Raw genomic sequence first — 20,927 nt, 5'->3', positions numbered from 1 at the left:
TATTTGAACCGTTAAACCGCGGCAGCGCCGCCGACGATTTCCGAGATCTCTTGGGTGATCGCAGCCTGACGCGCCTTGTTGTAGATCAGCTGCAAATCGCTGATCAAATCACCGGCGTTGTCGGTAGCGTTCTTCATCGCGATCATCCGCGCGGCTTGTTCAGCTGCGTTGTTCTCGACCACCGCCTGGTACACCTGCGACTCCACGTAGCGGACCATCAAGCCGTCGAGCAGCTCCTTGGCATCCGGTTCGTAGAGGTAGTCCCAGTGGTGCTTGAGTTCCTGTTCCGGGGTTGCAACCAATGGAATCAACTGCTCCACGGTCGGCTGTTGCGTCATGGTATTGATGAATTTGTTGGATACCACGGACAGGCGGTCGATCCGGCCTTCCAGGTAAGCATCCAGCATCACCTTGACGCTGCCGATCAGGTCATTGATCGACGGTTCTTCACCCAGGTGGCTGATAGCGGCGACGACGTTACCGCCGAAGTTACGGAAAAAAGCCGCACCCTTGCTACCTACCACGCACAGATCGATCTCGACGCCTTGTTCGCGGTTTACCGCCATGTCCTTGACCAGGGCCTTGAACAGGTTGGTGTTCAAGCCACCGCACAGACCACGGTCACTGCTCACCACAACGTAACCGACGCGCTTGACGGCGCGGTCGATCATGAAGGGGTGGCGATATTCCGGGTTGGCGTTGGCCAGATGACCAATCACCTGGCGGATGCGCTCCGCATAAGGACGGCTAGCAGCCATGCGCATTTGTGCCTTGCGCATTTTGCTGACCGCCACTTTTTCCATGGCGCTGGTAATCTTTTGCGTGCTTTTGATGCTCGCAATCTTACTGCGAATCTCTTTTGCGCCTGCCATGTAACACCTATCAGGTTAGCAAGCGGGAGCCTTGCGGCTCCCGCTGCGGCTTACCAGGTTTGGGTGGCCTTGAACTTCTCGATACCGGCTTTGAGGCCAGCGTCGATTTCGTCATTGAAGTCACCCTTCACGTTGATCTTGGCCATCAAATCGGCGTGATCGCGGTTGAAGAAAGCAATCAGCGCTTGTTCGAAGCTGCCGATCTTGGCGATTTCAATGTCAGTCAGGAACCCACGCTCAGCGGCATACAGCGACAGCGCCATGTCAGCGATCGACATCGGTGCGTATTGCTTCTGCTTCATCAGCTCGGTAACGCGCTGACCATGCTCAAGTTGCTTACGGGTCGCTTCGTCCAGGTCAGAAGCGAACTGGGCGAATGCCGCCAGTTCACGGTACTGGGCCAGGGCGGTACGGATACCACCGGACAGCTTCTTGATGATCTTGGTCTGAGCGGCACCACCTACACGGGATACCGAAACACCGGCGTTCACAGCAGGACGGATGCCCGAGTTGAACATGGCCGATTCCAGGAAGATCTGACCGTCGGTGATGGAAATCACGTTGGTCGGAACGAACGCGGAAACGTCGCCAGCCTGGGTTTCGATGATTGGCAGAGCGGTCAGGGAACCGGTCTTGCCAGTCACGGCGCCGTTGGTGAACTTCTCGACGTACTCTTCCGAAACGCGGGATGCGCGCTCCAGCAGACGGGAGTGGAGATAGAACACGTCGCCTGGGTAGGCTTCACGTCCTGGCGGACGGCGCAGCAGCAGGGAAATCTGGCGGTAAGCCACTGCTTGCTTGGACAGATCGTCATAAACGATCAGCGCGTCTTCACCGCGGTCGCGGAAGTATTCGCCCATGGTGCAACCGGAGTACGGTGCCAGGAACTGCAGCGCGGCCGATTCGGACGCACTGGCAGCAACGATAATGGTGTTAGCCAGTGCACCGTTCTCTTCCAGCTTGCGAACCACGTTGGCGATGGTCGATTGCTTCTGACCGATTGCCACGTATACGCAGAAGATGCCGCTGTTTTTCTGGTTGATGATCGCGTCGATCGCCAGAGCGGTCTTACCGATCTGACGGTCACCGATGATCAGCTCACGCTGGCCACGGCCGACAGGGATCATGGCATCGACAGCCTTGTAGCCAGTCTGTACAGGCTGGTCTACCGACTTACGCCAGATCACGCCTGGAGCAACTTTCTCGACCGCGTCGGTCTCGGTGTTGTTCAGCGGACCTTTGCCGTCAACAGGGTTACCCAGTGCATCGACTACGCGACCCAGCAGTTCCTTACCAACCGGAACTTCGAGGATGCGGCCGGTGCACTTGGCGCTCATGCCTTCAGCCAGAGTCGTGTAAGCGCCCAGTACAACGGCACCTACGGAGTCTTGCTCCAGGTTGAGGGCCATACCGTAGACGCCGCCCGGAAACTCGATCATCTCGCCGTACATGACGTCGGCCAGACCGTGAATCCGCACGATACCGTCAGATACGCTGACGACAGTGCCTTCGTTACGGGCTTGGGAGGTCACATCGAGCTTTTCGATGCGGCCCTTGATGATTTCACTTATTTCGGAAGGATTGAGTTGCTGCATTGCTCTGCTGCCCCTTCAAACTCAAGATTTCAATGCTTCGGCAAGTTTCGCGATTTTGCCGCGAATCGAGCCATCGATAACCAGGTCGCCGGCGCGGATGACAACGCCCCCAATAAGGGATTTGTCTTCCTCGACTTGCAGGCGCACTTCCCGGTTGAGTCGTGCACTGAGAACCTTGGCGAGTTTGTCTTGCTGTTCTTGGTTCAATGCAAAAGCACTGGTCACTTCCACGTCTACCGACTTCTCTTGCTCGGCCTTGTACAGGTCGAACAGGGCGGCGATCTCCGGCAGAAGCGGGAGACGGTCGTTTTCAGCAACGACATGGATGAAATTCTGTGCCTTGGCATCGAACTTGTCGCCGCACACGTCAATGAACGTGGCGGCCTTTTGTGCGCTCGTCAGTCGCGGGGCCTTGAGCACGCGCTGCATGGTGTCGTCTTGCGACACCGCTGCTGCCAGGCCGAGCATGGCTGACCAATTGGCCAGTTGCTGGTGGGCCTGAGCGTGCTCGAAGGCCGCCTTAGCGTAAGGTCGGGCCAACGTGGTCAGTTCTGCCATGATCGCCCTCGCTTAGATTTCAGCAGCCAGTTGGTTAACCAGCTCTGCGTGCGCGCTTGGATCGATTGTGGCACCCAGGATCTTCGAAGCACCGCCAACGGCCAGGCTACCCACTTGGGCGCGCAGGGCGTCTTTGACACTGTTCAGTTCCTGTTCGATCTCGGCTTGAGCCTGAGCCTTCACACGGTCAGCTTCGACGCGAGCCTGTTCACGGGCTTCGTCGACAATCTGGGTACCGCGTTTCTTGGCTTGCTCGATGATTTCAGCTGCCTGGGCTTTCGCTTCGCGCAGTTGCTGACCCACTTTTTCATGGGCCAACTCCAGGTCGCGAGCTGCACGGCTGGCAGCGTCCAGACCATCTGCGATCTTCTTTTGACGTTCGTGCAGAGCCGCGATGACCGGAGGCCATACGAACTTCATGCAGAACAATACAAAAATCAGGAACGCAACGGACTGGCCAATCAGGGTCGCATTAATGTTCACGCCAACACCTCGCAGTTACGTTGTCCATCACATCAAACTACTCGAGAAATCCGAGTAATTAGCCAGCGATCTGACCAACGAACGGGTTCGCAAAGGTGAAGAACAGAGCGATACCAACACCGATCATGGTTACGGCGTCGAGCAGACCGGCAACGATGAACATTTTGACTTGCAGCATTGGAACCATTTCTGGCTGACGCGCAGCGCCTTCCAGGAACTTGCCGCCCAGCAGGCCGAAACCAATTGCGGTACCCAGTGCGCCCAGGCCGATCAACAGTGCAACAGCGATAGCGGTTAGACCAACTACAGTTTCCATCTTTCCTCCCGACTTTTACGTCGTATGGTTTAGGTTTTTTTAATTTAAAGCGGTAAAACAAATCGTTTCATCATGGCCTGTTCGGCCCCCTTCCCGTTTGACCGGGAAGGACATCAGACTAGTCGAGACTGGCCTTAATGGTTTTCTTCGTGCGCCATCGACAGGTAGACGATGGTCAGCATCATGAAGATGAACGCCTGCAGGGTGATGATCAGGATGTGGAACACAGCCCACGCCCATTGCAGTGCGACGCCCAGGCCGCTGAGCCAGAGCAGGCCGCTGCCGAACATCACGGCGATCAGGATGAACACCAGCTCGCCGGCATACATGTTGCCGAACAGACGCAGAGCCAGAGAGATCGGCTTGGCGATCAGAGTCACGAATTCCAGCAGGAAGTTCACCGGGATCAGCAGGGCCTGAACGAGGATGTTCTTGCTGCCGAACGGGTGCAGGGTCAGTTCGCCGATGAAGCCGCCGATGCCCTTGACCTTGATGCTATAGAAAATGATCAGTGCGAAAACCGAGAACGCCATACCCAGGGTCGCATTCGGGTCGGTGGTCGACACGGCGCGGAACGGGATGTGGTGGTCACCGGAGATCAGGATGGCCAGTTGAGGAATCCAGTCGACCGGTACCAGGTCGACGGCGTTCATCAGGAACACCCAGACGAAGATGGTCAGGGCCAGCGGTGCGATCACCGGGCTGCGACCATGGAAGCTGTCCTTCACACTACCGTCGACGAACTCGACCAGGACTTCAACGAAGTTCTGCAAGGCACCTGGCTGGCCCGAAGTCGCCTTCTTGGCTGCCATGCGGAAAAGGAAAACGAAGATCAGACCCAGCGCGACCGACCAGCCGAGGGTATCGACGTGGAAAGCCCAGAAACCCATTTCCTTGGCTTCTGCTGCGGAGTGGGCAAAGCCCCAGCCGCCGTTGGGTAGCTGACCGAAGGTCAGGTTCTGCAAGTGGTGCTGGATATAGCCCGAAGCGGTTGTCTCTGCCATGGTTGCCTCAAACGCCCTAAGGTCTCGAAAGTCTTGTTCTCATTAGCAGGGGAGCGAACCAGCTGACCATCTGGGTCAACAGGAAGACACCGAATACAGCCAGTGGTGCCAACGGCTTCACACCTGCGAACGTCAATGCAAACAGCACTGCCGTCAAAATCAGTTTCCCCGCCTCACCGGCATAAAAAGACCGGACGATGGCTTGGGCTGCTCGGGCGCCGGAAAACCGAAATGCCCTGTGAGCGAAATAAATATTGGGAAGCAAGGCTATCAGGCCTCCGCAAAGACCCGAGTATCCGGCGACGACTCCTTTCCATTGCCAGAGCGCCAATGAGGCGATCAGTACAACGACCAACTGAGTCATCAACACCGGGAAAACAGCCAGACGATGGAATGGCAGGCGGTTTGGCGTGCGGGTTTCCATCGCTTTTGCTCTCCAATGGTCGGCTGCCTGAAATCAATAACTTGGCATAATTTGTGCCGACAAAATGCGCGCAGAGTATAGGGGCGGTTCTGCCCCTATTCAACTGCCGGGTAGTGATTTCCGATCGCGCGCTACAAGAGCAATTGTTTCAGCGAATGTGCGCAAGGACGCCTTGCAGCTCATCGAGGGAGTTGTAACCGATTACCAATTGCCCCTTGCCCTTCTTGCCGTGGCGAATCTGCACCGTAGAGCCCAGCCGCTCGGCCAGGCGCTGTTCCAGGCGGGCGATATCCGGGTCCGGTTTGGGGGCTTCGACGGGGGCCGGTTTACCGCTCAGCCACTGACGAACCAGTGCCTCGGTCTGGCGCACGGTCAGGCCTCGTGCGACAACATGTCGCGCCCCTTCAACCTGTTGATTTTCCGGCAATCCGAGCAAGGCCCGGGCATGACCCATTTCCAGGTCGCCATGGGACAGCATGGTCTTGATGACTTCCGGCAACGCAATCAAGCGCAACAGGTTGGCCACGGTGACGCGGGACTTGCCCACCGCTTCGGCGACTTGTTGCTGGGTCAGCTGGAATTCCTGCTGCAGACGTTGCAGCGCGACCGCTTCCTCGATCGGGTTGAGGTCTTCGCGCTGGATGTTCTCGATCAGCGCCATGGCGATGGCGGTTTCATCCGATACGTCACGCACCATCGCCGGAATGGTTTCCTGGCCGGCCTGCTGGCTGGCGCGCCAGCGGCGTTCTCCGGCAATGATCTCGAAGCGCCCATTACCGATCGAACGAACCACGATCGGCTGCATCACGCCCTGGGCCCTGATCGACTGAGCCAGTTCTTCCAACGCCTGCGGGTCCATGTCCCGGCGTGGCTGGTACTTGCCGCGCTGGATCAGATCCAGCGGCAAGTGTTGCAGCTCGCGCTGGTCGGCCTGTACGGCCTGCTCTTCCAGCGCACTGACGGTGGGACCGCTGAGCAGCGCGTCCAGTCCACGTCCGAGACCACGTTTCTTGATGGCCATGGGGTTTCCTTAAGTTGGCTGGGCGGCAGCGGTGCGTGGGTTGCGGCGCTGGCGGCGAACCATTTCGCCCGCCAGGGCCAGGTAAGCCAGCGCACCACGGGATTGTTTGTCGTAGGCCAGGGCGGGCATGCCATAGCTCGGTGCTTCGGCCAAGCGGATGTTACGTGGAATGACCGTGTCGTAGAGTTGCTCGCCGAAGTGCTCCTTGAGCTGCACCGATACGTCGTTCATCAGGCTCAGGCGCGGGTCGTACATGGTTCGCAACAGACCTTCGACCTTCAGGTCCGGATTCAGCAATTCGGAGATGCGTTTGATGTTATCCACAAGGTCGCTCAAGCCTTCCAGGGCAAAGTACTCACACTGCATGGGGATAATGACCCCATCGGCGGCCACCAGGGCGTTAAGGGTCAGCATCGACAGCGACGGCGGGCAGTCGATCAGGATGTAATCGTAGTTTTCCCGGATCGGCGCCAATGCGCTGCGCAGACGGCTTTCCTTCATCTGCATTTCCAGCAGCACCACTTCGGCCGCCGTCAGGTCACGGTTGGCCGGCAGCAGTTGATAACCGCCGTGTTCGGAGAAATGCATGGCCTGGCCCAGATCGCATTCACCGATCAGGACGTCATAGATGGAGTTTTCCAGGCCATGTTTATCCACACCACTGCCCATGGTGGCGTTGCCCTGTGGATCAAGGTCGATCAACAGCACCCGTCGCTTGGTCGCGACCAGGGATGCTGCGAGGTTGATGCAGGTGGTGGTCTTGCCCACACCACCCTTCTGGTTCGCTATCGCGAATACCTTAGCCATTCTTGCTTGTGTTCCCAATCATGCCGTGCGGCGCAGTATCAGCAGATGGCGTTGGCCTTGGCAACCGGGTACGGCCAGGGCGTGTTCGCTATCGAGGTGGAAATCCGACGGCAATGCTACCAGCTCATCGGCCGGATGGACGCCCTTCATTGCCAGCCAGCGTGTTTCGACATCGCCCAGGTGGCGAGTCCAGTTGCTGAAGTTCTCCATGCTGCTGAAGGCCCGGGAGATGATCCCGTTGAACGGCTGTGCAGGTTGGAACGCTTCGACCCGGCTGTGGATAACTTGCAGGTTGTCCAGCTTGAGCTCGAGTTTGACTTGGGTCAGGAAGCGGGTTTTCTTGCCGTTGCTGTCCAGGCAGGTCACTTGCGAAGCCGGAAACAGGATCGCCAGCGGTATTCCTGGCATGCCACCGCCGCTGCCGACATCGAGCCAGCGACCGTTTTCGATGAAAGACATCACGCTGAGACTGTCAAGCAGATGTCTCGAGACCATTTCATCCGGATCCCGCACGGCGGTCAGGTTGTAGGCCTTGTTCCATTTGATCAACAACGCCAGGTAACCCAGCAGTTGCGCATGCTGGGCTTCGCTCAGGCTGACCCCGAGTTGACGGGCACCTGTGGATAATTCTTCGGCGTGTTGTGAGGTGACCATCGAACTCAAGCGCTTTGCTCCAACTGACGGCCCGCGCCGCGTTTTTTCAAATGAATCATCAACAGGGAAATCGCCGCTGGGGTTACGCCGGGGATGCGCGATGCCTGGCCCAGGGTCTCTGGACGGGTCGCACCGAGCTTGCTCTGGATTTCTTTCGACAACCCGGAAATACCGGTGTAATCGATATCCACAGGCAGTTTCGTGTCTTCGCTGGCGCGCAGCCGGGCGATCTCGTCCTGCTGGCGGTCGATGTAGCCTGCGTACTTGGTCTTGATCTCGACCTGTTCGGCGACCTGCGGATCTTCCGCGCCCTGGCCCGTTACTTCCACCAGCCCGGCGTAGTCGATTTCCGGCCGGCTCAACAGGTTGAGCAGATTGTATTCGTGCGTCAGCGGCGTGCCGAATTTCGCCGCGATGGCGTCGCCCTGTTCGGTACCGGGACGTACCCAGGTGCTTTTCAGCCGCTGTTCTTCCAGTTCGATCCCTTCGCGTTTCTTGCAGAACGCAGCCCAACGCACATCATCTACCAGCCCCAACTCGCGACCTTTCTCGGTCAGGCGCAGATCGGCGTTGTCTTCACGCAGGATCAGGCGATATTCGGCACGGGACGTGAACATCCGATACGGTTCCTGGGTACCCAGGGTAATCAGGTCGTCCACCAGCACACCGATGTATGCCTCATCGCGGCGCGGGCACCAGCTGTCTTTGCCCTGGGCGCGCAGTGCCGCGTTGGCACCGGCCAACAACCCTTGGGCGCCAGCCTCTTCGTAACCGGTAGTGCCGTTGATCTGCCCGGCGAAGAACAGGCCGCCGATGACCTTGGTTTCCAGGCTGTACTTCAGATCACACGGGTCGAAATAGTCGTATTCGATGGCGTAGCCGGGGCGAACGATGTGGGCGTTTTCCATGCCGCGAATCGATTGCACGATCTGCAATTGCACATCGAACGGCAGGGAGGTGGAGATCCCGTTCGGGTACAGCTCGTGTGTGGTCAGGCCTTCCGGCTCGATGAAGACCTGGTGGCTTTCCTTGTCGGCAAAGCGATGGATCTTGTCTTCGATCGACGGGCAATAACGCGGGCCAATGCCTTCAATTTCACCGGCAGCGGAATACATCGGTGAACGATCGAGGTTCGCCGCAATGATTTCATGGGTGCGGGCATTGGTGTGGGTGATCCAGCAACTGACTTGCCGTGGATGCTGTTCCTTGTTGCCCATGAACGACATTACCGGGATCGGCGTATCACCAGGCTGCTCGGTCATCACCGAGAAATCCACAGACCGGCCGTCGATACGCGGTGGCGTACCGGTTTTCAAGCGCCCGACACGCAATGGCAACTCGCGCAAACGGTGAGCCAGCGCGATTGACGGCGGATCACCCGCGCGACCGCCGGAAAAGTTCTGCAAACCAATGTGGATAAGTCCGCCAAGGAATGTCCCAGTGGTCAGCACTACGGAATCGGCGAAGAAACGCAGGCCCATCTGCGTCACGACACCGCGTACCTGATCCTGTTCGACGATCAGGTCATCAGCCGCTTGTTGAAATATCCACAGGTTCGGCTGGTTTTCCAGGATTTCGCGGACAGCGGCCTTGTACAGGACCCGGTCGGCCTGGGCACGAGTGGCCCGTACCGCGGGGCCCTTGCGGCTGTTCAATACGCGAAACTGGATACCGCCCTTATCGGTAGCCATCGCCATCGCGCCGCCGAGGGCATCGATTTCCTTGACCAGATGGCTTTTGCCAATACCACCGATGGCTGGGTTACAGCTCATGGCGCCGAGGGTTTCCACGTTATGCGTCAACAGCAGGGTTTTTACACCCATGCGCGCTGATGCAAGTGCTGCCTCGGTACCGGCATGACCGCCGCCGATGACGATCACTTCAAAACGGGAAGGGAAATCCACCACGCACCTCGTGCCTGCTTAATTCAGGTAATTCGGAAATAGGTTATGAGCCTGGTCCGAATGTTTTATGGACCAGGTCGGCAAGTATAGGGACTTCCCCTTTCCTAAAGAACCCTTTGCACAAAATTTAACCAGCTGTGGAGAACTCGCGGTTAAAAAAATAAAAAAGAAAGAAATTTATAAAACCTTTGTTTTTATGTTTATTCTTACAGCCCAAGCATTCTGTGGATAAAACCCTACAGGCCTTTAAATTCAATATGTACAGAGATCCTGAACCCTGTGATCATCTGGCGCTGAGGGGCTTGGATAAGCGGTGTAAGCCTGTGGATTAAGTGAATGGTTATCCACAGGGCAGGTTATCTTCACTTTTCGAGGGGGTTTATCAACTGAGCTCAACGTCAGTTACCCACAGGGCTTAATCCACAAGCGAACCCCATGGGCGAGCCGCCATGAAGGGCAATCGAGAGAAGGAAAAGGGACGCCGGGCCGCAGGGAACAGATCTGCAGCCCGCTTTGAGGGAAGGTGTTACTTGCCGATGCAGAAGCTAGAGAAAATCCGCCCCAACAAGTCATCGGAGCTGAAGGCGCCGGTGATTTCTCCCAGGAATTGCTGGGCTTGGCGCAAATCTTCGGCCAGTAACTCACCGGCACCCGCCAGCGTCAACTGTGCACGACCGTGTTCCAGCGCGGCGCTGGCATGACGCAAGGCTTCGAGGTGACGACGCCGGGCGCTGAAGCTGCTTTCCGAGGTTTGCTCGTAGCCCATGCAGGCCTTGAGATGTTCACGCAGCAGTTCCAGGCCCTCTCCTGCGGCTTTTGCGCTCAGGCTGATGGTCACGTGACCGTCGGTGCTGACCTCAAGGGCGATTGCTTCGCCGGTCAGGTCGGCCTTGTTACGGATCAAGGTGACTTTCGCCGGGTCCGGGCGCACTTCGAGGAACTCAGGCCACAACGCAAAAGGATCATCCGCTTCCGGTGCCGTCGCATCGACCACCAGCAATACACGATCGGCCTCGCCAATAGCCTTCAGTGCCCGTTCAACGCCAATCTTTTCCACATGATCATCGGTATCTCGCAGACCCGCAGTGTCCACCACGTGCAGCGGCATGCCATCGATGTGGATATGTTCGCGCAGGATGTCTCGGGTGGTACCGGCGATCTCTGTGACAATCGCTGCCTCACGACCAGCCAGGGCATTCAGCAGGCTGGATTTACCTGCGTTTGGCCGTCCAGCGATCACCACCGTCATACCGTCACGCAACAGGGCACCCTGCCCCGCTTCGCGCAATACTGTGGATAATTCATCGCGAACCTTATCAAGCATGCTAAGCACATGGCCATCGGCGAGGAAGTCGATTTCTTCTTCCGGGAAGTCGATCGCCGCTTCAACGTAGATACGCAAGCCGATCAATTGTTCGGTGAGGTTATGCACACGCTGCGAGAAAGCACCTTGCAACGAACGTAAGGCATTGCGCGCTGCCTGGGCCGAACTGGCTTCGATGAGGTCGGCAATCGCTTCGGCCTGGGCCAGGTCGAGTTTGTCGTTGAGGAAGGCCCGTTCACTGAATTCCCCCGGCCGGGCCAGCCGACAACCCAGTTCAAGGCAACGCTTGAGTAGCATGTCCAGCACGATGGGCCCGCCATGGCCCTGCAGTTCCAGTACGTCTTCACCGGTGAATGAATTCGGCCCCGGGAAATACAGAGCGAGGCCTTCGTCGAGCACCTGCTTGTCGTCACTGAAGAATGGGCCGTAATGAGCAAACCGTGGCTTGAGCTCACGACCGCTGATGGCCTGGGCCGCGACACTGGCCAGAGGCCCCGAAATACGGACGATGCCGACGCCACCGCGACCTTGGGCGGTGGCAACGGCGGCGATGGTTTCACGAGGTGTGCTCATAAACCGGTATCCAGACAAAAGTGACAGATAGCAAAACGCCCCACTAGGGGGCGTTCTGTGTGGTTATCCACAGTGCAAGTTACGCCTCGGCTTTCTTCGTAGCCGATTCGATCTTACGCGTGATGTACCACTGTTGAGTAATGGACAACACGTTGTTCACAACCCAGTACAGCACCAGACCGGCCGGGAACCACAGGAAGAAGAAGGTGAAGATGATCGGCATCATTTTCATGACCTTCGCCTGCATAGGGTCCGGAGGCGTCGGGTTCAGCTGCTGCTGGATGAACATAGTGGCGCCCATGATGATCGGCAGGATGAAGAACGGATCCTTGATCGACAGGTCGGTAATCCACAGCATGAAAGGCGCCTGGCGCATTTCCACGCTTTCCAGCAGAACCCAGTACAGCGACAGGAACACAGGCATCTGTACGAGAATCGGCAAGCAACCGCCCAGCGGGTTGATCTTCTCTTTCTTGTACAGCTCCATCATGGCCTGGGACATTTTCTGCCGGTCATCGCCATGCTGTTCTTTCAGAGCGGCCAGTTTCGGAGCCACGGCGCGCATGCGAGCCATGGATTTGTAGCTGGCAGCCGACAATGGGAAGAACAAGCCCTTGATCAGCATGGTCAAGAAGATGATTGACCAGCCCCAGTTACCGACGATGCTGTGGATATGTTGCAACAGCCAGAAGATCGGTTGGGCAATGAACCACAGGAAACCGTAGTCCACGGTCAATTCCAGACCTGGGGACAACTGTTTCAGTACGGCCTGGCTTTTCGGACCGGCATACAACGTAGCGCTGGTTTCAGCCTTGGCACCCGGCGCAGCAGTCAATGCAGGACCGGTGTAGCCAATGATGTAATTGCCTTTGCTGTCCTTGCGGGTCTGGACGATGTTGTTTTCGCCCTTCTGCGGGATCCAGGCGGTTACAAAATAGTGCTGCAGCCACGCTACCCAGCCCCCTTGAACGGTTTCCTTGAGCTGCGCCTTGTCCATGTCCTTCATGGACACTTTCTTGTACGGCTCAGAACTTGTCCACAGGGCTGCCCCCAGGTAGGTCGCGGTGCCGGTGGCGGTACTGGAGGAAGGATCGGCGCTGGCATCGCGCTTCAATTGCGCGAACATCGCACCGGACCAGGGCTGCGCGCTCTGGTTGTCGATCAGGTAGGACACCACCACGTCATACAGGCCACGTTTCAAGGTGAAACGCTTGATGTAGTTGACGCCATCCTTGCTGAACTTCAGGTCCACGACCAGTTGGTCCTGACCGTCGGCCAGTTGATAACTTTTCTTCTCCGAGGCGTAGACCGGGCGACCGGCCGGATTGGCATCCGGGCCATTGGCGCCAATCAGGCCGCTCTGGGCCAGATAGGTCCGCTCGTTACCGTTATCGAACAGTTGGAAAGGAATGTCCGGATGATCCTGGCGACGCGGGTAAAGCGGCAGCGTCAACTGGGCGATGTCACCACCCTGTGGATCGATTGCCAGCTGGAGCACATCGGTCTTGATCTGGATCAGATCCTTGCTTGCAGCCACCGGGGCTTCGGCAGGCGCACTGGTATCGCTTGCCGCGCGTGGAATGTCGTCACTGCTGGTAGCGTTGGTGCCGGAAGTGGTGTCCGGCAGGCTCGGTGCGGTATTGCTGGCTGCAACATTCTGAGTCGGCAGGGCAGCCTGGCCATAGTCCTGGTTCCATTTAAGAACCATGACGTAAGACACGATTGCCAGGGCGACGATCAGGATCGTGCGTTTGATATCCATGATTACTCGGCCATCGAAGAAGAACGGGAGGTAGGGATAGGCGGAACCGGGTCATAACCGCCGGGATTCCACGGATGACAGCGACCTAAACGACGAAAGGTCAGCCAGCCACCGCGCAGAAGGCCATGATTTTCTATGGCTTCGTACGCGTAGCAGGAGCAGCTGGGGTAGAAACGACAGTGACTGGCCATCAGGGGACTAATGGCGTAGCGGTAAAACTGGATCGGAACGAGTGCCAGTTTACGCATCGGGACTGTCTACCCCTGCAGTTTCGGTGTTGACTGGCGATGTTGGCTTGTTACGGGCCAGACGCTTCCAGAGTTTGCCGAAATGCTGAATCAGTTCAGGGTTTTCTACGTCCCCCAAACCTTTGCGCGCGACGATAACTATGTCCCATCCGACCAGTGAATCCTGGTTCAGGCGGAACGATTCGCGCATCAGACGTTTGAGACGGTTGCGCTGCACGGAGAGCTTGACGCTCTTTTTCCCGATAACCAGCCCTAGGCGGGGGTGATCGAGATCGTTACTGCGCGCAAGGAGCAGGAGATTTTTCCCCGGAACCTTGCCGGTAGGGGAGTCAAAGACTGCCTTGAAATGCCGGGGTGTAAGCAGACGCTTTTCCCGACTGAAGTCCTGACTCACCTCCAGTGCCGGGTTATCAAACTGCCAGACGCGCACGACCTTTGGCGCGACGACGCGACAGGACGGCACGACCGTTCTTGGTAGCCATGCGAGCACGGAAACCGTGGGTACGAGCGCGTTTGATAGTGCTTGGTTGGAAAGTACGTTTCATGTCGTGTTACCTGGTTCGTCCACAACGGGCCGGAATGGCCCCCGTTTTAAGAGACCGGGGATTCTAGAGAAAGCAAGTCCATAGGTCAATTTCCAACCAACGTTTCCTTTAAATAGATGTTCAGGCGTCCGGCCAGTGATCACGCTGTGCCAGATATAGAAATAAAGAAGGGAATTATTTAAAGCTTTTCTGTGAAGCTTATAAAGACTAGGCCGCCGTCTATCTGTGGATAACCACCTCAAGCCCTTGTGGTTCACCATGTACAGAGAAGGACAACTACACGGGAAAACAGTGCCCAGCCTGTGCTGGAGGGGCGGATAAGCTGTGTGTGGAAAGGGTGGTTATCCACAGGGCGTTTATCCACCGAGTTTCGCCGTCACTTGTACAACGACCTCAGGCCTGGTTATCCACAGAGCTTATCCACTGACCGACTGTCGCCTTTTTGTGAGTTAACACATTGATAAATCGTGGGTGAGGGTGAAGCTGCGTGTGGATAAGTGAACGTCTGCTCGCTACAATGGCCGCTTGTTTTTGCCTCACCGGCTTTCAACTTAGGGGATATCCGTGTCAGTGGAACTTTGGCAGCAGTGCGTGGAGCTTTTGCGCGATGAGCTGCCTGCCCAACAATTCAACACTTGGATCCGCCCACTACAGGTCGAAGCCGAAGGCGACGAGTTGCGCGTCTACGCACCGAACCGTTTCGTTCTCGACTGGGTCAACGAAAAGTACCTGGGTCGGGTCATGGAACTGCTCGACGAGCATGGCAATGGCATGGCGCCTGCGCTGTCCTTATTAATAGGTAGCAAGCGCAGCTCGGCCCCGCGGGCGGCTCCGAATGCGCCGCTGGCTGCCGCGGCCTCCCAGGCCCAGGCTGCCGTGGCACCACCGGCAAGCCCGATCGCCCCCCCTCCTGCACCGAGCAAAAGAAACTCACAAAAGGTGCCCGAGGCCAGTGAAGAGCCTTCCCGGGACAGCTTTGACCCCATGGCGGGTGCCAGCACCCAACAGGCACCAGTGCGCGCAGAGCAGCGCACCGTGCAGGTCGAGGGCGCGCTCAAGCACACCAGTTATCTGAACCGCACCTTTACCTTCGAGAACTTCGTCGAAGGCAAGTCCAACCAGTTGGCCCGGGCGGCAGCCTGGCAGGTGGCGGACAACCCCAAGCATGGCTACAACCCGCTGTTCCTGTATGGCGGTGTGGGCCTGGGTAAGACCCACTTGATGCATGCCGTGGGTAACCACTTATTAAAGAAGAATCCGAATGCCAAGGTCGTGTACCTGCATTCCGAGCGTTTCGTCGCCGATATGGTCAAGGCGCTGCAGCTGAACGCCATCAATGAGTTCAAGCGTTTCTACCGTTCGGTGGATGCGCTGCTGATCGACGACATTCAGTTCTTTGCCCGCAAGGAACGTTCCCAGGAAGAATTTTTCCACACCTTCAACGCCTTGCTTGAAGGCGGACAGCAGGTCATTCTCACCAGCGACCGTTATCCGAAGGAAATCGAAGGCCTGGAAGAGCGCCTGAAATCCCGTTTCGGCTGGGGCCTGACGGTCGCCGTCGAGCCGCCGGAGCTGGAAACCCGGGTGGCGATCCTGATGAAGAAGGCCGATCAGGCCAAGGTCGAGCTGCCGCACGATGCCGCATTCTTTATCGCCCAGCGTATCCGTTCGAACGTGCGTGAGCTCGAAGGTGCACTCAAGCGGGTGATCGCGCACTCCCACTTCATGGGCCGCGACATCACCATCGAGCTGATTCGCGAGTCCTTGAAGGATCTCCTGGCGCTTCAGGACAAGCTTGTTTCTGTGGATAACATTCAGCGAACTGTTGCTGAATACTACAAAATCAAGATATCCGATCTGCTCTCCAAACGCCGTTCGCGTTCGGTGGCCCGGCCGCGCCAGGTGGCCATGGCCTTGTCCAAGGAGCTGACCAACCACAGCCTGCCGGAAATCGGCGATGTGTTTGGCGGACGCGACCACACGACAGTGTTGCACGCCTGCCGCAAGATCAATGAACTTAAGGAATCCGACGCGGACATCCGCGAGGACTACAAGAACCTGCTGCGTACACTGACCACTTGATGACCACCAGCGCAGCTTATTAAGGCAAGGGACTAGACCATGCATTTCACCATTCAACGCGAAGCCCTGTTGAAACCCCTGCAACTGGTCGCAGGCGTCGTCGAACGCCGCCAGACCTTGCCGGTACTTTCCAACGTGCTGCTGGTTGTCGAAGGCCAGCAACTGTCGCTGACCGGTACCGACCTGGAAGTCGAGCTGGTCGGTCGTGTGCAGCTTGAAGAGCCAGCCGATCCGGGGTCCATCACGGTGCCGGCGCGCAAGCTGATGGACATCTGCAAGAGCCTGCCCAACGATGCGCTGATCGACATCAAGGTCGATGAGCAAAAGCTCGTGGTCAAGGCCGGGCGCAGCCGTTTCACCTTGTCGACCCTGCCTGCCAACGACTTCCCGACCGTTGAAGAAGGCCCGGGCTCGCTGACCTGCAGCCTCGAGCAAAGCAGGCTTCGCCGCTTGATCGAGCGCACCAGCTTCGCCATGGCCCAGCAGGATGTGCGTTACTACCTCAACGGCATGCTGCTGGAAGTGTCCGCTGGCATTATCCGTGCCGTCGCCACCGACGGTCACCGCCTGGCGATGTGTTCGATGCAGGCCGATATCGGTCAGCCGGATCGCCATCAGGTGATCGTGCCCCGCAAAGGTATCCTGGAGTTGGCGCGCCTGCTGACCGAACCGGACGGCAACGTCAGCATCGTATTGGGTCAGCACCACATCCGCGCTACCACCGGGGAGTTCACCTTCACCTCGAAGCTGGTAGACGGCAAGTTCCCCGACTACGAGCGTGTGCTGCCCAAAGGTGGCGACAAACTGGTGCTGGGTGACCGCCAGGCGCTGCGTGAGGCTTTCAGCCGTACCGCGATCCTTTCCAACGAGAAGTACCGCGGCATCCGCCTGCAACTGGCCAGCGGCCAGTTGAAGATCCAGGCGAACAACCCTGAACAGGAAGAAGCGGAAGAAGAAGTAGGCGTTGACTACAACGGCGGCTCCCTGGAAATCGGCTTCAACGTCAGCTATCTGCTCGACGTGCTGGGCGTGATGACTACTGAGCAGGTACGTCTGATCCTGTCGGACTCCAACAGCAGTGCGTTGGTGCAGGAATCCGATAACGACGATTCGGCCTACGTTGTCATGCCGATGCGTCTGTAATAATCAGCAGAAGCTAGATGTCCTTAAGTCGCGTCTCGGTCACCGCGGTGCGCAATCTGCACCCGGTGACCTTCTCCCCCTCCCCCCGCATCAATATTCTTTACGGCGCCAACGGCAGCGGCAAAACCAGCGTTCTGGAAGCCTTGCACCTGCTGGGGCTTGCCCGTTCGTTTCGCAGCACCCGCCTGTTACCGGTCATCCAGCACGATCAATTGGCCTGTACGGTGTTCGGACAAGTGGAGTTGGCGGAAGGGGGTCATAGCGCGTTAGGCATATCACGGGACCGGCAAGGCGAGTTCCAGATTCGCATCGACGGCCAGAACGCCCGCAGTGCCGCACAATTGGCAGAAATCCTGCCGTTGCAGTTGATCAATCCAGACAGTTTCCGCTTGCTGGAAGGCGCACCGAAAATTCGCCGGCAGTTCCTGGATTGGGGCGTATTTCACGTGGAGCCGCGTTTCATGGCGACTTGGCAACGCTTGCAGAAGGCGCTGCGCCAGAGAAACTCTTGGCTGCGACATGGTACACTTGACGCCGTTTCGCAAGCGGTTTGGGACAGGGAACTGTGCCAGGCCAGCGCTGAAATCGATGAATACCGCCGCGCTTACATCAAAGCCTTGAAACCGGTCTTCGAGCAGACCTTGAGCGAACTGGTTGAGCTCGAGGGCCTGACGCTCAGCTATTACCGAGGCTGGGACAAGGATCGGGAATTGAGCGCCGTACTGGCTGGCTCGCTGCAACGGGACCAGCAGATGGGCCATACCCAGGCTGGACCTCAACGCGCTGACTTGCGCCTCAGATTGGGCGCTCATAATGCCGCGGACATTTTGTCCCGGGGGCAGCAGAAGTTGGTGGTGTGTGCCTTGCGTATTGCCCAGGGACACCTGGTCAGCCAGGCCCGTCGCGGTCAGTGTATTTATCTGGTGGATGACCTGCCGTCCGAGCTGGATGAGGCCCACCGTCGAGCGCTTTGCCGTTTGCTGGAAGACTTACGCTGCCAGGTTTTCATCACCTGTGTAGATCACGAATTATTGAGGGAAGGCTGGCAGACGGAAACGCCAGTCGCTCTGTTCCACGTGGAACAGGGCCGTATCACCCAGACCCACGACCATCGGGAGTGAAGGCATTGAGCGAAGAAAATACGTACGACTCAACGAGCATTAAAGTGCTGAAAGGCCTGGATGCCGTACGCAAACGTCCCGGTATGTACATTGGTGACACCGACGATGGCAGCGGTCTGCATCACATGGTGTTCGAGGTGGTCGACAACTCCATCGACGAAGCCCTCGCTGGCTACTGCGACGACATCAGCATCATCATTCACCCGGATGAATCCATCACCGTTCGTGACAACGGTCGAGGCATCCCGGTCGACGTGCATAAGGAAGAAGGTGTTTCCGCGGCCGAGGTCATCATGACCGTGCTGCACGCCGGCGGTAAGTTTGATGACAACTCCTACAAGGTTTCCGGCGGGCTGCACGGCGTAGGTGTCTCTGTGGTGAACGCGCTGTCCGAGGAGCTGGTGCTTACCGTGCGCCGCAGCGGCAAGATCTGGGAACAGACCTACGTCCATGGTGTGCCCCAGGCACCGATGGCCATCGTTGGCGACAGCGAAACCACCGGTACCCAGATCCACTTCAAGGCTTCCAGTGAAACCTTCAAGAACATCCACTTCAGCTGGGACATCCTGGCCAAACGGATTCGTGAGCTGTCCTTCCTCAACTCCGGTGTCGGCATCGTTCTCAAGGACGAGCGCAGCGGCAAGGAAGAGCTGTTCAAGTACGAAGGTGGCCTGCGTGCATTCGTTGAATACCTGAACACCAATAAGACCGCGGTCAACCAGGTGTTCCACTTCAACATCCAGCGCGAAGACGGCATTGGTGTGGAAATCGCTCTGCAGTGGAACGACAGCTTCAACGAGAACCTGTTGTGCTTCACCAACAACATCCCGCAGCGCGATGGCGGCACCCACCTGGTGGGTTTCCGTTCGGCGTTGACGCGTAACCTGAATAACTACATCGAACAGGAAGGCCTGGCGAAGAAGCATAAAGTCGCCACCACCGGTGACGATGCCCGCGAAGGCCTGACGGCGATCATCTCGGTAAAGGTGCCGGATCCGAAGTTCAGCTCTCAGACCAAGGACAAGCTGGTGTCTTCCGAAGTGAAGACCGCAGTCGAGCAGGAAATGGGCAAGTACTTCTCCGATTTCCTGCTGGAGAACCCGAACGAAGCCAAGCTGGTGGTCGGCAAGATGATCGACGCTGCGCGTGCCCGTGAAGCGGCGCGCAAGGCCCGAGAGATGACCCGCCGCAAAGGTGCGTTGGACATCGCCGGCCTGCCGGGCAAGCTGGCTGACTGCCAGGAAAAGGACCCTGCCCTGTCCGAACTGTACCTTGTGGAAGGTGACTCTGCTGGTGGCTCCGCCAAGCAGGGACGCAACCGCCGGACCCAGGCCATCCTGCCCCTTAAAGGCAAGATCCTGAACGTCGAGAAGGCGCGCTTCGACAAGATGATCTCCTCCGCCGAAGTCGGCACGCTCATCACCGCGTTGGGCTGTGGCATCGGCCGCGAAGAGTACAACATCGACAAGCTGCGCTATCACAACATCATCATCATGACCGACGCCGACGTCGACGGTTCGCACATCCGCACCCTGCTGCTGACGTTCTTCTTCCGTCAGTTGCCGGAGCTGATCGAGCGCGGCTACATCTACATCGCCCAGCCGCCGCTGTACAAGGTCAAGAAAGGCAAGCAGGAGCAATACATCAAAGACGACGACGCCATGGAAGAGTACATGACGCAGTCGGCCCTGGAAGATGCGAGCCTGCACCTGAACGAAGACGCCCCGGGTATTTCCGGTGAGGCCCTCGAGCGCCTGGTCAACGACTTCCGCCTGGTGATGAAAACCCTCAAGCGCCTGTCGCGCCTGTACCCACAGGAACTGACCGAACACTTCATCTACCTGCCGGCCGTCAGCATGGAGCAGTTGTCCGATCACGCAGCGATGCAGGATTGGCTGGCCCAGTACGAAGTGCGCCTGCGCACCGTCGAGAAGTCCGGCCTGGTCTATAAAGCCAGCCTGCGTGAAGACCGCGAGCGCAACGTCTGGCTGCCGGAGGTCGAACTGATCTCCCACGGCCTGTCGAACTACGTCACCTTCAACCGCGACTTCTTCAGCAGCAATGATTACAAGACGGTCGTATCCCTCGGCGCGCAACTGAGCACGCTGCTGGACGAAGGCGCCTACATCCAGCGTGGCGAGCGCAAGAAAGCCGTGACCGAGTTCAAGGAAGCCCTTGAATGGCTGATGGCTGAAAGCACCAAGCGCCACACCATCCAGCGATACAAAGGGCTGGGCGAGATGAACCCGGATCAGTTGTGGGAAACCACCATGGACCCGGGCTCGCGCCGGATGCTGAAGGTGACCATCGAAGACGCCATTGGCGCGGACCAGATCTTCAACACCCTGATGGGTGATGCGGTCGAGCCTCGTCGTGACTTCATCGAGAGCAACGCGCTGGCGGTGTCCAACCTGGATTTCTGATCCTCGCAGTGCAATCACGAAAAGCCAATGCTCACGCGTTGGCTTTTTTTTACGCTTGAAAAATGTTC

The 20,927-nt window shown here is 57.8% G+C and carries 20 protein-coding genes; 4 read left to right on the top strand and 16 right to left on the bottom strand.

What is annotated here, in order from left to right; translation table 11 throughout:
* Positions 1 to 11: 11 nt before the first annotated feature.
* From atpG to rpmH, 16 genes are all read right to left on the bottom strand, one after another.
* Positions 12 to 872, bottom strand: coding sequence for a F0F1 ATP synthase subunit gamma (gene atpG / locus FBX99_RS12125; RefSeq protein WP_030139034.1), 861 nt, complete (start codon positions 870 to 872; stop codon positions 12 to 14).
* Positions 873 to 922: 50 nt separating this feature from the next.
* The gene (gene atpA / locus FBX99_RS12120) at positions 923 to 2,467 is read right to left on the bottom strand and encodes a F0F1 ATP synthase subunit alpha (protein WP_024777788.1); all 1,545 of its coding nucleotides are present in this window, start codon (positions 2,465 to 2,467) and stop codon (positions 923 to 925) included.
* A gap of 21 nt (positions 2,468 to 2,488) precedes the next feature.
* On the bottom strand, positions 2,489 to 3,025 hold the full coding sequence (locus FBX99_RS12115; protein WP_144930042.1) for a F0F1 ATP synthase subunit delta: 537 nt from the start codon (positions 3,023 to 3,025) through the stop codon (positions 2,489 to 2,491).
* Between the two features lie 12 nt (positions 3,026 to 3,037).
* Positions 3,038 to 3,508 carry a F0F1 ATP synthase subunit B gene (locus tag FBX99_RS12110; protein ID WP_144930041.1) on the bottom strand — a complete coding sequence of 157 codons (471 nt, stop codon included), beginning with the start codon at positions 3,506 to 3,508 and terminating at the stop codon, positions 3,038 to 3,040.
* A 58-nt stretch (positions 3,509 to 3,566) separates the two neighbouring features.
* Positions 3,567 to 3,824: a F0F1 ATP synthase subunit C gene (gene atpE, locus FBX99_RS12105; protein ID WP_003097235.1), complete on the bottom strand. Its 258-nt coding sequence runs from the start codon at positions 3,822 to 3,824 to the stop codon at positions 3,567 to 3,569.
* Between the two features lie 134 nt (positions 3,825 to 3,958).
* Positions 3,959 to 4,828 (bottom strand): F0F1 ATP synthase subunit A, encoded by an 870-nt coding sequence (gene atpB / locus FBX99_RS12100; RefSeq protein ID WP_047703951.1) that lies wholly within the window; start codon positions 4,826 to 4,828, stop codon positions 3,959 to 3,961.
* 16 nt (positions 4,829 to 4,844) lie between these two features.
* The gene (locus FBX99_RS12095) at positions 4,845 to 5,252 is read right to left on the bottom strand and encodes a F0F1 ATP synthase subunit I (protein WP_041023020.1); all 408 of its coding nucleotides are present in this window, start codon (positions 5,250 to 5,252) and stop codon (positions 4,845 to 4,847) included.
* A 148-nt stretch (positions 5,253 to 5,400) separates the two neighbouring features.
* Positions 5,401 to 6,273, bottom strand: a complete 873-nt coding sequence (locus FBX99_RS12090; RefSeq protein WP_144930040.1) for a ParB/RepB/Spo0J family partition protein — start codon at positions 6,271 to 6,273, stop codon at positions 5,401 to 5,403.
* Positions 6,274 to 6,282: 9 nt separating this feature from the next.
* Positions 6,283 to 7,080 carry a ParA family protein gene (locus tag FBX99_RS12085; RefSeq protein ID WP_024777783.1) on the bottom strand — a complete coding sequence of 266 codons (798 nt, stop codon included), beginning with the start codon at positions 7,078 to 7,080 and terminating at the stop codon, positions 6,283 to 6,285.
* 18 nt (positions 7,081 to 7,098) lie between these two features.
* The gene (rsmG, locus tag FBX99_RS12080) at positions 7,099 to 7,734 is read right to left on the bottom strand and encodes a 16S rRNA (guanine(527)-N(7))-methyltransferase RsmG (RefSeq protein WP_178111922.1); all 636 of its coding nucleotides are present in this window, start codon (positions 7,732 to 7,734) and stop codon (positions 7,099 to 7,101) included.
* Positions 7,735 to 7,739: 5 nt separating this feature from the next.
* The gene (mnmG, locus tag FBX99_RS12075; RefSeq protein WP_145131699.1) at positions 7,740 to 9,638 is read right to left on the bottom strand and encodes a tRNA uridine-5-carboxymethylaminomethyl(34) synthesis enzyme MnmG; all 1,899 of its coding nucleotides are present in this window, start codon (positions 9,636 to 9,638) and stop codon (positions 7,740 to 7,742) included.
* 526 nt (positions 9,639 to 10,164) lie between these two features.
* A complete protein-coding gene (gene mnmE, locus FBX99_RS12065) occupies positions 10,165 to 11,535 on the bottom strand; it encodes a tRNA uridine-5-carboxymethylaminomethyl(34) synthesis GTPase MnmE (RefSeq protein WP_144930037.1) in 1,371 nt (456 codons plus the stop codon).
* 79 nt (positions 11,536 to 11,614) lie between these two features.
* Positions 11,615 to 13,297 (bottom strand): membrane protein insertase YidC, encoded by a 1,683-nt coding sequence (yidC, locus tag FBX99_RS12060; protein ID WP_144930036.1) that lies wholly within the window; start codon positions 13,295 to 13,297, stop codon positions 11,615 to 11,617.
* A gap of 2 nt (positions 13,298 to 13,299) precedes the next feature.
* A complete protein-coding gene (gene yidD / locus FBX99_RS12055; RefSeq protein WP_010465488.1) occupies positions 13,300 to 13,545 on the bottom strand; it encodes a membrane protein insertion efficiency factor YidD in 246 nt (81 codons plus the stop codon).
* A complete protein-coding gene (gene rnpA, locus FBX99_RS12050) occupies positions 13,538 to 13,939 on the bottom strand; it encodes a ribonuclease P protein component (RefSeq protein ID WP_218570580.1) in 402 nt (133 codons plus the stop codon). The genes yidD and rnpA overlap by 8 nt, the downstream gene beginning before the upstream one ends.
* Before the next feature lie 16 nt (positions 13,940 to 13,955).
* Positions 13,956 to 14,090: a 50S ribosomal protein L34 gene (gene rpmH / locus FBX99_RS12045; RefSeq protein WP_003213577.1), complete on the bottom strand. Its 135-nt coding sequence runs from the start codon at positions 14,088 to 14,090 to the stop codon at positions 13,956 to 13,958.
* 564 nt (positions 14,091 to 14,654) lie between these two features.
* Between rpmH and dnaA the strand changes: the two genes are divergently transcribed.
* The 4 genes from dnaA to gyrB are packed head-to-tail and all read left to right on the top strand — an operon-like array spanning position 14,655 to position 20,859.
* Entirely contained in the window at positions 14,655 to 16,172 is a 1,518-nt protein-coding gene (dnaA, locus tag FBX99_RS12040) for a chromosomal replication initiator protein DnaA (protein ID WP_144930034.1), read from the top strand.
* Between the two features lie 39 nt (positions 16,173 to 16,211).
* Positions 16,212 to 17,315 (top strand): DNA polymerase III subunit beta, encoded by a 1,104-nt coding sequence (gene dnaN / locus FBX99_RS12035; protein ID WP_145131697.1) that lies wholly within the window; start codon positions 16,212 to 16,214, stop codon positions 17,313 to 17,315.
* Between the two features lie 17 nt (positions 17,316 to 17,332).
* The gene (gene recF / locus FBX99_RS12030; RefSeq protein WP_144930033.1) at positions 17,333 to 18,436 is read left to right on the top strand and encodes a DNA replication/repair protein RecF; all 1,104 of its coding nucleotides are present in this window, start codon (positions 17,333 to 17,335) and stop codon (positions 18,434 to 18,436) included.
* A 5-nt stretch (positions 18,437 to 18,441) separates the two neighbouring features.
* A complete protein-coding gene (gene gyrB, locus FBX99_RS12025; RefSeq protein WP_144930032.1) occupies positions 18,442 to 20,859 on the top strand; it encodes a DNA topoisomerase (ATP-hydrolyzing) subunit B in 2,418 nt (805 codons plus the stop codon).
* Positions 20,860 to 20,927: the final 68 nt, after the last annotated feature.

This window comes from Pseudomonas sp. SJZ074 (assembly GCF_007828215.1).
Taxonomy (GTDB): Bacteria; Pseudomonadota; Gammaproteobacteria; order Pseudomonadales; family Pseudomonadaceae; genus Aquipseudomonas.
Note: the sequence above shows the minus strand (reverse complement) of the source record. Positions and strands in the feature narration are given on the sequence as shown.

What these genes read in the sequence shown, in the direction of transcription:
- mnmE (WP_144930037.1), bottom strand. Translation starts at nt 11,535, where the DNA reads ATGAGCACACCTCGTGAAACCATCGCCGCCGTTGCCACCGCCCAAGGT.
- atpG (WP_030139034.1), bottom strand. Translation starts at nt 872, where the DNA reads ATGGCAGGCGCAAAAGAGATTCGCAGTAAGATTGCGAGCATCAAAAGC.
- dnaN (WP_145131697.1), top strand. Translation starts at nt 16,212, where the DNA reads ATGCATTTCACCATTCAACGCGAAGCCCTGTTGAAACCCCTGCAACTG.
- FBX99_RS12115 (WP_144930042.1), bottom strand. Translation starts at nt 3,025, where the DNA reads ATGGCAGAACTGACCACGTTGGCCCGACCTTACGCTAAGGCGGCCTTC.
- recF (WP_144930033.1), top strand. Translation starts at nt 17,333, where the DNA reads ATGTCCTTAAGTCGCGTCTCGGTCACCGCGGTGCGCAATCTGCACCCG.
- yidC (WP_144930036.1), bottom strand. Translation starts at nt 13,297, where the DNA reads ATGGATATCAAACGCACGATCCTGATCGTCGCCCTGGCAATCGTGTCT.
- FBX99_RS12095 (WP_041023020.1), bottom strand. Translation starts at nt 5,252, where the DNA reads ATGGAAACCCGCACGCCAAACCGCCTGCCATTCCATCGTCTGGCTGTT.
- atpE (WP_003097235.1), bottom strand. Translation starts at nt 3,824, where the DNA reads ATGGAAACTGTAGTTGGTCTAACCGCTATCGCTGTTGCACTGTTGATC.
- FBX99_RS12090 (WP_144930040.1), bottom strand. Translation starts at nt 6,273, where the DNA reads ATGGCCATCAAGAAACGTGGTCTCGGACGTGGACTGGACGCGCTGCTC.
- yidD (WP_010465488.1), bottom strand. Translation starts at nt 13,545, where the DNA reads ATGCGTAAACTGGCACTCGTTCCGATCCAGTTTTACCGCTACGCCATT.
- FBX99_RS12085 (WP_024777783.1), bottom strand. Translation starts at nt 7,080, where the DNA reads ATGGCTAAGGTATTCGCGATAGCGAACCAGAAGGGTGGTGTGGGCAAG.
- rpmH (WP_003213577.1), bottom strand. Translation starts at nt 14,090, where the DNA reads ATGAAACGTACTTTCCAACCAAGCACTATCAAACGCGCTCGTACCCAC.
- atpB (WP_047703951.1), bottom strand. Translation starts at nt 4,828, where the DNA reads ATGGCAGAGACAACCGCTTCGGGCTATATCCAGCACCACTTGCAGAAC.
- atpA (WP_024777788.1), bottom strand. Translation starts at nt 2,467, where the DNA reads ATGCAGCAACTCAATCCTTCCGAAATAAGTGAAATCATCAAGGGCCGC.
- rsmG (WP_178111922.1), bottom strand. Translation starts at nt 7,734, where the DNA reads ATGGTCACCTCACAACACGCCGAAGAATTATCCACAGGTGCCCGTCAA.